The following is a 12,137-nucleotide window of genomic DNA, read 5'->3' as shown; positions in this document are numbered from 1 at the left end:
GACTGGCCGTCTGCCCCGTTGCGAGGAGAGTGCGTGACCGTCCAACCCATCCGGCTGTTCGGCGACCCGGTGCTGCGGACCCCCGCCGTCGAGGTCACCGACTTCGACGCGGAGCTGCGCAAGCTGGTCAAGGACCTGTGGGACACCATGAGCGACGCCGGGGGCGCGGGGCTGGCGGCGCCGCAGCTCGGCGTGGGCCTGCGCGTGTTCACCTACCACTGCGACGGCTTCGCCGGGCACCTGGTGAACCCGACGTTCGACGTCGTCGGCGAGGAGTTCCAGGAGGGCCCCGAGGGCTGCCTGTCCATCCCGGGCATGTCCTGGGACTGCCGCCGGCACCTGCACGTGGTCGCGCGCGGCTGGAACATGCACGGCGAGCCGGTCGAGGTCGAGGGCTCGGACCTGCTCGCGCGGTGCATCCAGCACGAGACCGACCACCTCGACGGCGTGCTGTTCCTCGACCGGCTCGACGAGCAGACCCGCAAGCAGGCCATGCGCGAGATCCGGCAGCAGTCGTGGTTCGACGGCGGCGTGCCGACGCTCAAGCAGTCGCCGCACCCGCTGTTCGGGGGTGGTGCGTGATGCGGCTGGTGTTCGCGGGCACGCCCGAGCCGGCGCTGCCGTCGTTGAAGGCGTTGCTGGAGTCGCGGCACGAGGTGGTGGCCGTGGTCACCCGCCCGGACGCGCCCGCCGGCCGCGGTCGGCGCGTCGAGCGCTCTCCGGTCGCGGCGCTGGCCGAGGAGCACGGCATCGAGGTGCTGACGCCGGCGAAGGCGTCGGACCCGGACTTCCAGGCGCGGCTGCGGGCGTTGGAACCGGACCTGTGCCCGGTGGTCGCCTACGGTGCGTTGCTGCCCGAGTCGGCGCTGGCGATCCCCGTCCACGGTTGGGTGAACCTGCACTTCTCGGTGCTGCCCGCGTGGCGCGGCGCGGCCCCGGTGCAGGCGGCGGTGCGGCACGGTGACGACATCACCGGGGCGACGACGTTCCGGATCGTCAAGGCGCTGGACGCCGGTCCGGTGTACGGGGTGGTGACCGAACGGGTGCGCGAGCGCGACACGGCGGGCGACCTGCTGGGCCGGCTCGCGGAGTCCGGGGCCCGGCTGCTGGTGTCCACTGTGGACGGCATCGGGGACGGCACCCTGCGCCCGGTCGAGCAGTCCGAGGAGGGCGTCAGCTACGCGCCCAAGGTGACCGTGGACGACGGCCGGCTGGACTTCGCCGCGCCCGCGGCGGCCCTGGACCGGGTGGCCCGCGCGGTGACGCCGGACCCGGGCGCGTGGGCGGAGTTCCGCGGCGAACGGCTCAAGCTGGGACCGGTCGTGCCGGTCGAGGAAGACGGTCTGGCGCCGGGTGAGCTGAAGGTGGAGCGCCGGCGCGTGCTGGTCGGCACGGGCACGACGCCCGTGGAGCTGACCGAGGTGCAGGCACAGGGCAAGAAGCGGATGCCCGCCACGGACTGGGCGCGCGGCGTCCGCGTCGAGGCGGGGGAACGGATCTCATGACACAGCGCTCGTCCCGCCCCTCCCGACCGCGCGGCCCGCACCCGCCGCGCCGCCGCACCGGTCCGTCCCGTCCGCCGGTGGAGGACCCGGCGCGGCAGGCGGCGTTGGACACGTTGCGCGCCGTGCGGCAGCGTGACGCTTACGCGAACCTGGTGTTGCCGGGGTTGTTGCGTGAGCGGCGGATCACCGGCCGTGACGCGGCCCTGGCCACGGAACTGGCTTACGGGACCTCGCGGGCACTGGGGTTGCTGGACGCGGTGCTGGCCGCGTGCTCGGACCGGCCGTTGTCCGAAGTGGACGGTTCGGTGCTCGATGCCCTGCGGTTGGGGGCTTACCAGTTGTTGCGGACGCGGATCCCGGCGCACGCGGCCGTCGCGTCCACTGTGGACCTGGTGCGGGCGGAGCTGGGGTCGGGGGCGGCCGGGTTCGCCAACGCGGTGCTGCGGCGGGTGACCGAGCAGGACGAGGCGGCCTGGGTCGAGGAGGTCGCGCCGGACGAGGACACCGACCCGGTCGGCTACCTGGCGATGGCCCATGCGCACCCGCGGTGGATCGCGCAAGCGTTCGCGGAAGCCCTGGGTAGTCGGGGTGAGCCGCTGCGGGAGGCCCTGGCGGCTGACGACGCACGGCCGTTGGTGCACCTGGCCGCGCGGCCGGGGGAGTGCAGCGCTGACGAGTTGGCGGCGATGACGGGTGGTGACGTCGCGCCGTATTCACCCTATGGGGTGCACTTGGAGGCCGGAGCGGGTGATCCCGGTGACCTGGACCCGGTGCGCGAGCGGTTGGCCTCGGTGCAGGACGAGGGCAGTCAGCTGTGCGCGCTGGCGTTGACCCGGGTGCCGGTGGAGGGGTCGGACGAGCGGTGGCTCGACCTGTGCGCCGGGCCGGGTGGCAAGGCGGTGTTGTTGGGGGCGCTGGCGTCGTTGTCCGGGGCTTCGCTGGACGCGGTGGAGAAGGCGCCGCACCGGGCGGAGTTGATCCGCAAGGCGGCGGGGGAGTTGCCGATCACCGTGCACGTGGGGGACGGGCGTGATTCCGGGTTGCCCGGGGGTGGGTTCGACCGGGTGTTGGTGGATGCGCCCTGTACCGGGTTGGGGGCGTTGCGGCGGCGGCCGGAGGCTCGGTGGCGGCGGCAGCCTTCCGATGTGGCTCCGTTGGCGCGGTTGCAGCGGGAGTTGTTGACGGCGGCGTTGGAGTTGGTGCGGCCGGGTGGGGTGGTGGCGTACGTCGTGTGTTCGCCGCACCTGTCGGAGTCGGTGGGGGTGGTGGCGGACGTGGCTCGGCGGACCGGGGCTGAGCGGTTGGACACGCGCGAGTACTTCCCCGGGGTGCCGGACTTGGGTGATGGGCCGCATGTCCAGTTGTGGCCGCACATGCACGGGACGGACGCGATGTTCTGCTCCGTGTTGCGCCGCCCAGCCTGATCGTTGACGTGGTGGATCGTTGGATTGTTCAACAATCCAACGATCCACAGGCGTGTCGCGCACTCAATCAGCGACTGGCCGCCGCCCCACACTTCGCGTCGACAACCGGCCGCCATCCGCCGTTCCAGGGAACCACCCGCCACCCGCGGCCCAGGGGAATCGGCCGCCACTCGCGGCCTAGGGGAATCGGCCGCCACTCGCGGCCGGCTTGGAACCGGCCGCCGGTCCCGCTCGGAACCGGCCGTCACCCCCGGTCCGGCCGCCATCGCCGGTCCCGCTCGGAACCGGCCGTCACCCCGGTCCGGCCGCCATCGCCGGTCCGTCCGCCAGCTCGGCCTGAACCGTCGCCAGTTGCCGCCCGTTTCGCGATCGCTGCCATCGGCTTGACCCGAAGCGGCGGCCGGGGCGCGGCGGTTGGTGAGTGGGGGTTGTGGGATTGTTGAGCGATCCTTCGATTCAGGTGTTGATCAGGGGGCTTTGGTGAGTGGGCGGCCGGTGTTGGGGGTTGTTGTGTCGGCGGCTGGTGGGGTGGAGGGGTGGTTGCGGGCTGGGTTGGTCGAGCCGTTGGCTCGGCGGGGGTGGCGGTTGGCCATCACGCTCACCCCTACCGTCGCGCGGTGGTTGGAGGCGCAGGTGGGGGAACTCGCCGCGCTGACCGATTTGCCGGTCCGGTGGAACTCCCGGCTGCCCTCCGAACCCAAACCGCACCCCGTCCCCGACGCCTTCGTGTTCGCCCCCGCCACCCTCAACTCCATCGCGAAACTCGCGCTCGGCATCAGCGACAACCAAGCCCTCACCGTTCTCTGCGAAGCCCTCGGTCGCGGCACGCCCATGGTGGTTCTCGCTCAGGTTGGCCCAGACCAATCCCATCATCCCGCCTATTCCCGCCACCTGTCCGTCCTGCGGGACGCGGGTGTGAGCGTCGTCTCGGGCGGTCCCGGGGAAGTGTTGGAAGAACTGGCTCTCGTTGCGCCATTCGTCGCACCCGACAATAACTCGTGAATTGACAGCCAACCGAGACGCGTAGCAGGCTGGCCCGTGTCGAATTCGCACGGCCGGGATCGTGAATGGGCTTCGGTTCTCCGGTTCCTGGCCGCACCCGGTGGCCTGTTGGCCATCGACGGCCCGCCGTGCACCGGCAAGTCCCTCCTCCTGCGCGACGCGGTCGACGCCGCCCGCGCCCGCGGCTACACCGCCGTCCTCGTCCACCCCGGTGAACTGGACGACCTCCGGCCCGGCGCGAACCCGCTGGTCGCCATCGACCACGCGCACGAGGACCCCTCCGCCGTCCTGGCCGCGCTCCCCGACCTGCGCGCCCGCGGCACCACCACGCTGCTCGCGCTCACCAGCGCCCACGCCGGACCGGACCTGCGCCGCGTCCTGCCCGCCTACGGGGAGGTCCTCACCCTCGGCCCGGTCGGGGACGACGTCGTCGTCCAACTGCTCAAGGACGTCCTCGGCGCGGAACCGGAACCGGCGCTGCGGACGCTGGTGTCCTCGGCGGGCGGCAACCCGCGGCTGGTCGTCGAGCTGATCACCGGCCTGCGCGAGGAGAACCGGCTCGACGTCCGCGACGGCGTCGCCCGCCTCACCGGCACCGGCCTCCCGCGCCGCGTCGCCACGCTCGTGTGCGGCCAGGCCGACGCCCTGTCCACCGGGGCCGCGCAACTGCTGCGCGTCGCCGCCGTGCTGGGCCGGTCGTTCCTGTTGCAGGACATCGCCACGATGACCGGCCGCACCGCCGGCGCGCTGCTGCCCGCCGTGGACGAGGTGCTGGCGTCGGGACTGGTCGTGTCCGCCGGCGTCCGGCTGGAGTTCGCCTCCGAACTGGGCCGGCAGGCGGTCGTTCAGGCGATCCCGCCGTCCGTGCTGCACGCCCTGCGCCACGACGCCGACCTGCTGCGCGCGGACCTGTGCGAACTGCCGCCCGCCACCCCCGCCGAGCAGCGTGGCGCGGCGGCGGTGCACGACGTCCGGCAGCTCGCCGCCGGCGGCCGGCTCGGCGCGGCCATCGCCCTGGCCCGCGAGAGCCTCGCCCAGCGCCTGCACGCCGGCCCCGCCGCCGAGCTGCACACCACCCTGGCGGGCATCCTGCTCGCCGACGGCCGCCCCGCCGACGCCGTCGCCGAGATGGAGCACGCGCTGTCGGTGACCACCGCGCCCGAACCGCTGCGCCGCCTCGCCGCCGCCGGCCGCCTGCTGTCGCTGTACTTCGCCACCGGCGACCGGGCGGGCGCGCACGCGCTGTCCGTGCTGACCGCGCGAGACCGGGAGGCCAGCGACGCCGACGTCGTGATGGCCGCGTGCGTGCACTCGTGCCTGGAGTGGAACGCGGGCAACCTCACCGAGGGCATGTACTGGGGCCGCGAGTCGACCCGCTGGGAACTGGACCGGCCGACGGCGTGGTGGCAGTCGCACGCGTCGGTGGCGTTCGCGATGAAGCTGTCGTCGCTGGGCGAGTTCGCCGCCGCCGAGAAGCTGGTGCACGGCGACGGCCCGGACACCGACGAGGCCGTCACCGCCGGCGCGCCCGCCGCCCGCATGATCGCCCGCGCGAGGGTGTTGTCCCAGGCGGGCAAGCTGGTGCAGGCGCAGGTCGCGGCGCACTCGGGCTTGTCGCTGGCGCACGACCGGGGGCTGCGGCTGTTGGTGCCGCTGGCGTCGGCGGTGCTGGCGGTGGTGGCGTTGCACCGGGGTGACGTGGCGGGGGCGGCCGAGCACGTGCGGCGGTACCGGGGTGGTCTCGCCGGTGGGGAGGCGGTGCTGCACTCCGGGCAGTACGACTGGGTGGAGCTGCTGGTCGCCGAGGCGCAGGGCGGTCCGGAGCGGGCGGCGGAACTGGCGGGGGAGCGGTTGGCGGACCTGGCCGGCGCGCGGCGGATGCTGATCGAGGAGCCCGGCGCGAGCGCGTGGCTGGTGCGGTTGGCGCTGGTGGTCGGGGACAGCCGGCTGGCCGGGGTCGTCGTCGGGGCGGCGGAGGAGTTGGCGGCCGGCAACCCGGGGTGCGCGGCGGTGTCGGTCGGGGCGGACCACGCGCGGGCGTTGCGGGACCGGGACGAGCGGTTGCTGCTGGCGGCGGCCGGGAGGCACCGGCACCCGTGGGCGCAGGCGTCGGCGCACGAGGACCTGGCGGTGCTGGCGGCGGAGTCCGGGCAGGAGCAGCGGGCGCGGGAGCACGCCGAGGTGGCGGTGCGGATCTTCGAGCGGATGGGCGCCTCCGGTGACGCGGCGCGGGTGCGGCGGCGGGCGGGCGTGGCCGCGCCGGAGGACGAGGGCGGCGACGAGTGGGGGCGGCTGTCGTCGCCGGAGCGGGACATCGCGCGGCTGGTGGGCGCGGGCCTGACCAACCGGCAGGTGGCGCGGCAGCTCTTCCTGTCGCCGCACACGGTGAACTACCACCTGCGCGGGATCTTCCGGAAGCTCGGGATCTCCTCGCGGGTGGAACTGGCGCGGCTCGCGGGCGAGCAGGAGCACGCCGAGCTGTAGTGCCCGGCGTTCGCGTCAGGCCGACTGGGCCGGGTGCCGGACGGTGTCGGCCAGCAGGAAGCTGACCTCGTCCACCACGCGGCGCGCGTCGTCCGGGGCCACGACCGCGCAGTGGACACCGCGCGGAGCGACCTCGGCGGCCAGGCACTCGGTGTACGCGATCGCCGCGGCCCGCGAGGCGGCGTAGGCGGCCACGCTGGTCCGGGGCACGGTGGCCGTGTGGGCGGCCACCACCACGATCGTCCCGCGGCGCCTGGCCACCATCCTGGTCGCCACCGCCCTCGACACGTGGAAGACGCCGTCCGCGTTCACGCCGAAGCTGTGCGCCCAGTCCTCGTCGCTGATCGACAGCGCCGGACCCGGGCGCAGCGTCGCCGCCACCGACACCACCGCGTCGATCGGGCCGAACTCGCGTTCCACCTGGTCCACCAGCGCGTCCACGGCCGCGCTCGACCGCACGTCGATCTGCCGCCCCGCGACGCGCACCCCCGCCCGCTGCAACCGCTCCACCAACTCCGCCAGCCGCGGCCCGTCGCCGTCCACCGCCGCCACCAAGGCCCCCTGCCGGGCCAACGACTCCACGACCCCGGTCCCCAACGGCGTGCAGGCGCCCGTCACCAGTGCGATCTTGTGGCTGAATTCGGCTTTCATCCCCAGTGCTCCCCAGTCGCGCTCCCCACCCCCGAACGTAATCCCGCGGACGGTGACGGGGGAACTACCCGGGTGAGTAGTCGGTGATTTCCGGATCGGCGGCGGGAAAGCCCGCGGGCCGGAGTGAAATGCGACTCCCCGGTAGGTCCGGACATTGCGCAGAACCTAGACTCAGGCCCCGTGGTCCACCAGCCGATGATCGCCCCGAGCATCCTGTCCGCCGACTTCGCCCGCCTCGCCGAGGAGGCCGCCGCCGTCCACGGCGCGGACTGGCTGCACGTCGACGTCATGGACGCGCACTTCGTCCCCAACCTGACGCTCGGCCTGCCCGTGGTGAAGTCGCTGCTCAAGGCGACGGACATCCCGCTGGACTGCCACCTGATGATCGAGGACCCCGACCGCTGGGCCATCGGTTACGCCGAAGCCGGCGCCTACAACGTCACCGTGCACCTCGAAGCCGCCGCCGACCCGGTCCAGCTCGCCAAGAACCTGCGCGCGGCCGGCGCGAAAGCCGGGCTGTCCATCAAGCCGGGCACGCCGATCGAGTCCTGCACCGACGTCCTCAAGCATTACGACACGCTGTTGGTGATGTCGGTCGAGCCCGGATTCGGTGGGCAGAGTTTCATGGCCGAGGTGCTGGACAAGGTCCGCACCGCGCGCCGGTTGGTCGACTCCGGGCACCTGAACCTGGTCGTGGAGATCGACGGCGGCATCAACGAGGACACCATCGCGCAGGCCGCCGAGGCCGGCGTGGACTGCTTCGTCGCGGGCTCGGCGATCTACGACGCGAGCGACCCCGGCGCGGCCCTGGCGAAGCTGCGGGCGCTGGCGGCCCGCTCGCGGTGACCACCCCGTCCCCGGCCGAGGCGATGGCGCTGGCCGTCGCGGCGAGCGCCCGGGTCCACGGCGCCACCAGCCCCAACCCGCCGGTCGGCGCGGTCGTGCTGGACGCCTCCGGGCGGCTCGCGGGCGTCGGCGCGACGCGGCCGCCGGGCGGTCCGCACGCCGAGGTCGTCGCGCTGGCCGAGGCGGGGGACCGGGCGCGCGGCGGCACCGCCGTGGTCACCCTCGAACCGTGCGCCCACCACGGCCGCACCCCGCCGTGCACGGACGCGTTGCTCCAAGCCGGTGTCGGCAAGGTCGTCTACGCCAACGCCGACCCGAACCCGAAAGCCGCCGGGGGAGCGGAGGTGCTGCGCGCCGCCGGCGTGACCGTCGAGCACCTGCCCACGCACGTCGAGCCGTTGCGCGCCTGGCTGCACTACGCCCGCACCGGCCGCCCGCACGTCACGTGGAAGTACGCCGCCACCCTCGACGGCCGCACCGCCGCCGCCGACGGCACCAGCCAGTGGATCTCCTCCGAGCAGTCCCGCGCCGAGGTGCACGCCCTGCGCACGACCATCGACGCGATCATGGTCGGCACCGGCACCGTGCGCGCCGATGACCCGCGGCTTACCGCCCGGGGAACAGGCGTGACCCGGCAGCCGTTGCGGGTGGTCGTGGGAACCAGCGACCTGCCGCCGCACGCGCGCGTCCTCGACGAACAGGCCGAGACCCTGCACTTGCGCACCCATGACCCGGACGTGGTACTGGGTGAGCTGGCGAAGCGGAACGTGGTGGACGTCCTCCTGGAGGGCGGCCCTACGCTGGCGGGTGCGTTCGCGCGGGCGGGCCGGATCGACCGGGTGCTCGCCTACGTCGCGCCCAAGCTGCTCGGCGACGGGCCGGCCGCCCTGCGGGACGCGGGGGTGTCCACCGTCACCGACGCTGTGGGATTGGTCGTGGAGCAGGTCAGTATGTGCGGGCCGGACGTGCGGATCTCCGCAGTTCCGTCGCCGGCGCACTAGAGGAGGACACGGTGTTCACCGGGATCGTCGAGGAACTGGGTGAGGTCGTCGCCGTCGCGGACCTGCCCGACGCGGCGCGCGTCACCATCAAGGGTCCGGTGGTGACCAGCGACGCCAAGCACGGCGATTCGATCGCGGTGAACGGCGTGTGCCTCACCGTGGTCGACGTCGCCGACGGCGCGTTCACCGCCGACGTCATGCGCGAGACGCTGCGGCGCAGCAGCCTGGCCAAGGTCGCCGAGGGCGACCGGGTCAACCTGGAGCGCGCCGCCGCCCTCGGGCAGCGCATCGGCGGGCACATCGTGCAGGGACACGTCGACGGGACGGGCACCGTCCTGGCGCGGGAGAAGGCCGAGCACTGGGAGGTCGTCCACATCGGACTGCCGCCCGGCCTCGCCCGGTACGTCGTGGAGAAGGGCTCGATCACCGTGGACGGCGTGTCGCTGACCGTCGTGTCGGTGAGCGAGACGGAGTTCAGCGTCAGCCTCATCCCGACCACCCTGGAGCTGACCACGCTCGGCCGGCGCGCGCCCGGCGACCTGGTCAACCTGGAGGTCGACGTGCTGGCCAAGTACGTCGAGCGGCTCGCGACGCCGCATCTGCGCGACACCGGAGCGGAGGGGACGCGGTGAAGGACTTCTCCGACATCGAGCGGGCCGTCAGGGACATCGCCGCCGGCCGGCCGGTCATCGTCGTGGACGACGAGGACCGCGAGAACGAGGGCGACCTGATCTTCGCCGCCGAGAAGGCGACGCCGGAGCTGCTCGCCTTCATGGTCCGCTACACCTCCGGGTACGTGTGCGTGGCGCTGACCGAGGCCGACTGCGCCCGGCTGGACCTGCCGCCGATGTACCACACCAACCAGGACCAGCGCGGCACCGCGTACACGGTCACCGTGGACGCCCGCGAGGGCGTGTCCACCGGCATCTCCGCCGCCGACCGGGCCCGCACGATCCGGCTGCTGGCCGACCCGTCGGCGGAGGCCAAGGACTTCAACCGGCCCGGCCACGTGGTGCCGCTGCGCGCCCGCGACGGCGGCGTGCTGCGCCGCCCCGGCCACACCGAGGCCGCCGTGGACCTGTCCCGGCTGGCGGGCCTGGCCCCGGCCGGCGTGCTGTGCGAGATCGTGTCGCAGAAGGACGAAGGCGACATGGCGCGGCGCGACGAGCTGGAGGTCTTCGCCGCCGACCACGACCTCGCCCTGATCACCATCGCCGACCTCATCGCCTACCGCCGCCGCGTGGAGACCCAGGTCGTGCGGGTCGCCGAGGCCCGGCTGCCCACCGCGCACGGCGTGTTCACCGCCGTGGGCTACGACTCCAAGCTGGACGGCATCGAGCACGTCGCGATGGTGTTCGGCGAGATCGGCGACGGCGAGGACGTGCTGGTCCGCGTCCACTCCGAGTGCCTGACCGGTGACGTGTTCGGCTCGCTGCGCTGCGACTGCGGGCCGCAGTTGGACGCGGCGCTGGAGGCGGTGGCCGCGCAGGGCCGCGGTGTCGTGCTCTACATGCGCGGGCACGAGGGTCGCGGCATCGGCCTGATGCACAAGTTGCAGGCCTACCAGCTGCAGGACCGGGGCGCGGACACGGTGGACGCGAACCTGGCGCTGGGCGTGCCCGCCGACGCCCGCGACTACGGCACCGGCGCGCAGATCCTGTGCGAGCTGGGCATCAAGTCCATGCGCCTGCTGACCAACAACCCGGCCAAGCGGGTCGGCCTGGAGGGCTACGGCCTGCGCGTGATCGACCGCGTGCCGCTGCCCATCTCGCCGAACCCGGAGAACCTGCACTACCTGCGCACCAAGCGGGACCGGATGGGGCACGAGCTGCACCAGTTGGAGCAGTACGAGGCGTTGAGCCAGGGTGGCGCGATCGTGAGCACGACGGAGGGTGTCGAATGAGCGGCGAGGGCAGGCCGGAGGCGGCGGTCCCGGACGCGACGGGCTTGACGCTGGCGGTGGTGGCCACCAGGTGGCACGAGAAGATCACCTCGCGGCTCGTGGCCCGGGCGTTGGCGGCGGCGGGGGAGGCGGGCGTGTCGTCCCCCACCGTGGCGCGGGTCGCGGGCGCCATCGAGCTGCCCGTGGTGGTGCAGGAACTGGCCCGCACGCACGACGCGGTGGTGGCGCTGGGCGTGGTCATCCGGGGCGGCACGCCGCACTTCGAGTACGTGTGCGACTCGGTGACGGCGGGCCTGACCCGGATCGCCCTGGACACCTCCACCCCGGTCGGCAACGGCGTGCTGACGTGCGACACCGAGGAGCAGGCCCTGGCGCGCGCCGGGTTCGAGGACTCGGTGGAGGACAAGGGTTTCGAGGCGGTGGTGGCCGCGCTGGACACGGCCCTGGTGCTGCGCGACCTGCGGGCGGGCCAGTGATCACGATGTCGAGCGTCGAGTTCCGCCCCCGCAGGATCCGCACGGTCGCCGTCGTCAGCGCGGTGTTCCTGGTGGTGGTGTTCACCATCGTGGGGCTGCTGCTGGGCGACACGCCCACGGGCGTCATCTTCCGGACCTCCGACCAGGTGGCGATGATCATCCTGGGCGTGCTGCTGGCGTGCGGGGTCCTCCTGCTGGCCCGGCCGCGCGTGCGCGCCGACGAGTCCGGCTTGGAGGTCCGCAACGTGGTGACGGCGCGGCGGTTCGAGTGGTCCGAGGTGCTGCACGTGTCGTTCCCGGACGGGGCGTCGTGGGCGCGGCTGGAGCTGCCGGACGACGAGTACGTGTCGATCATGGCGGTGCAGGCGGTGGACCGGGAGCACGCGGTGGCGGCGGTCCGCGCCCTGCGCGACCTGCACAAGGCCGCGACCGGCTGACGCTCGCCGGGTGACGGCCGGCGCTGGGGTGCCGGCTGGGTTTGGCGCGGCTGGGAGTCGGCGCGGCTGGGCGCGGCTGGGCTGAGCGCGGCTGGGCGCGGCAGGGCAGGGCTGGGCGGTCCGGCGCGGCTGGGCGGGTTCGGCCCGGCCGGCGGCGTGGCGGCGAGGCGGTGGCTGTCCGCCGGGCCGGCGCGGTCGTGGTTGGGCGCTTTCGCCGCGGTCGGATCGTGGTCGTCGGGGTTGTCGTACCTCGCTGGGACAATGAGCCCCGGGGCGCTCCGAACCGGATTGTCGTACCCCCGTGGGATCATGGAACCGGGGGCCGGAGGCCGCGCAACCCGCTGATCGTCGTGGTGCCGATGGCGGCGAGCTGTCGGCCATCGGCACTCTTCCCGCCTACCCCCGCCC

Annotated in this window: 12 protein-coding genes; 11 read left to right on the top strand and 1 reads right to left on the bottom strand. The window is 73.7% G+C overall.

All coding sequences use genetic code 11. The features are described 5' to 3' along the window. The first annotated feature begins 33 nt into the window (after positions 1–33). The 5 genes from def (at position 34) to AB0A74_RS06845 (ending at position 6,415) form a co-directional block, all read left to right on the top strand. Positions 34–582: a peptide deformylase gene (def, locus tag AB0A74_RS06865; RefSeq protein WP_358247911.1), complete on the top strand. Its 549-nt coding sequence runs from the start codon at positions 34–36 to the stop codon at positions 580–582. Continuing rightward, entirely contained in the window at positions 582–1,505 is a 924-nt protein-coding gene (gene fmt, locus AB0A74_RS06860; RefSeq protein WP_358247910.1) for a methionyl-tRNA formyltransferase, read from the top strand. Before def ends, fmt begins: the two co-directional genes overlap by 1 nt. Beyond that, a complete protein-coding gene (locus tag AB0A74_RS06855; protein ID WP_358247909.1) occupies positions 1,502–2,929 on the top strand; it encodes an RsmB/NOP family class I SAM-dependent RNA methyltransferase in 1,428 nt (475 codons plus the stop codon). Before fmt ends, AB0A74_RS06855 begins: the two co-directional genes overlap by 4 nt. Positions 2,930–3,409: 480 nt before the next feature. After that, positions 3,410–3,931: a flavoprotein gene (locus AB0A74_RS06850; RefSeq protein WP_358247908.1), complete on the top strand. Its 522-nt coding sequence runs from the start codon at positions 3,410–3,412 to the stop codon at positions 3,929–3,931. Positions 3,932–4,039: 108 nt separating this feature from the next. After that, the gene (locus tag AB0A74_RS06845) at positions 4,040–6,415 is read left to right on the top strand and encodes a LuxR C-terminal-related transcriptional regulator (protein WP_358247907.1); all 2,376 of its coding nucleotides are present in this window, start codon (positions 4,040–4,042) and stop codon (positions 6,413–6,415) included. A gap of 15 nt (positions 6,416–6,430) precedes the next feature. Here AB0A74_RS06845 and AB0A74_RS06840 read toward each other — a convergent pair whose 3' ends face one another. Next, positions 6,431–7,066 (bottom strand): SDR family NAD(P)-dependent oxidoreductase, encoded by a 636-nt coding sequence (locus tag AB0A74_RS06840; RefSeq protein WP_358247906.1) that lies wholly within the window; start codon positions 7,064–7,066, stop codon positions 6,431–6,433. Positions 7,067–7,261: 195 nt separating this feature from the next. Here AB0A74_RS06840 and rpe point away from each other — a divergent pair, with 195 nt between their 5' ends. Genes rpe through AB0A74_RS06810 form a run of 6 tightly spaced genes read left to right on the top strand, consistent with a single transcriptional unit; the run spans position 7,262 to position 11,729 of the window. Beyond that, positions 7,262–7,912, top strand: coding sequence for a ribulose-phosphate 3-epimerase (gene rpe / locus AB0A74_RS06835; RefSeq protein WP_358248034.1), 651 nt, complete (start codon positions 7,262–7,264; stop codon positions 7,910–7,912). A 23-nt stretch (positions 7,913–7,935) separates the two neighbouring features. Then, positions 7,936–8,913 (top strand): bifunctional diaminohydroxyphosphoribosylaminopyrimidine deaminase/5-amino-6-(5-phosphoribosylamino)uracil reductase RibD, encoded by a 978-nt coding sequence (ribD, locus tag AB0A74_RS06830; protein ID WP_358248033.1) that lies wholly within the window; start codon positions 7,936–7,938, stop codon positions 8,911–8,913. An 11-nt stretch (positions 8,914–8,924) separates the two neighbouring features. After that, the gene (locus tag AB0A74_RS06825; RefSeq protein WP_358247905.1) at positions 8,925–9,545 is read left to right on the top strand and encodes a riboflavin synthase; all 621 of its coding nucleotides are present in this window, start codon (positions 8,925–8,927) and stop codon (positions 9,543–9,545) included. Further along, positions 9,542–10,816: a bifunctional 3,4-dihydroxy-2-butanone-4-phosphate synthase/GTP cyclohydrolase II gene (locus tag AB0A74_RS06820; protein WP_358247904.1), complete on the top strand. Its 1,275-nt coding sequence runs from the start codon at positions 9,542–9,544 to the stop codon at positions 10,814–10,816. The genes AB0A74_RS06825 and AB0A74_RS06820 overlap by 4 nt, the downstream gene beginning before the upstream one ends. Continuing rightward, entirely contained in the window at positions 10,813–11,292 is a 480-nt protein-coding gene (ribH, locus tag AB0A74_RS06815) for a 6,7-dimethyl-8-ribityllumazine synthase (RefSeq protein ID WP_358247903.1), read from the top strand. The genes AB0A74_RS06820 and ribH overlap by 4 nt, the downstream gene beginning before the upstream one ends. Positions 11,293–11,297: 5 nt before the next feature. Further along, positions 11,298–11,729 carry a PH domain-containing protein gene (locus AB0A74_RS06810; protein ID WP_358247902.1) on the top strand — a complete coding sequence of 144 codons (432 nt, stop codon included), beginning with the start codon at positions 11,298–11,300 and terminating at the stop codon, positions 11,727–11,729. The last annotated feature ends 408 nt before the right edge of the window (positions 11,730–12,137 follow it).

The sequence above is a fragment of the Saccharothrix sp. NPDC042600 genome, from assembly GCF_040647305.1.
GTDB classification, from domain to species: Bacteria; Actinomycetota; Actinomycetes; order Mycobacteriales; family Pseudonocardiaceae; genus Actinosynnema; species Actinosynnema mutabilis.
This window is presented reverse-complemented; position numbering and strand designations above follow the sequence as displayed.

Coding starts and splice junctions, on each gene's coding strand:
- fmt (WP_358247910.1), top strand. CDS start 582: ATGCGGCTGGTGTTCGCGGGCACGCCCGAGCCGGCGCTGCCGTCGTTG.
- rpe (WP_358248034.1), top strand. CDS start 7,262: ATGATCGCCCCGAGCATCCTGTCCGCCGACTTCGCCCGCCTCGCCGAG.
- AB0A74_RS06855 (WP_358247909.1), top strand. CDS start 1,502: ATGACACAGCGCTCGTCCCGCCCCTCCCGACCGCGCGGCCCGCACCCG.
- ribD (WP_358248033.1), top strand. CDS start 7,936: ATGGCGCTGGCCGTCGCGGCGAGCGCCCGGGTCCACGGCGCCACCAGC.
- ribH (WP_358247903.1), top strand. CDS start 10,813: ATGAGCGGCGAGGGCAGGCCGGAGGCGGCGGTCCCGGACGCGACGGGC.
- AB0A74_RS06840 (WP_358247906.1), bottom strand. CDS start 7,066: ATGAAAGCCGAATTCAGCCACAAGATCGCACTGGTGACGGGCGCCTGC.
- AB0A74_RS06810 (WP_358247902.1), top strand. CDS start 11,298: ATGTCGAGCGTCGAGTTCCGCCCCCGCAGGATCCGCACGGTCGCCGTC.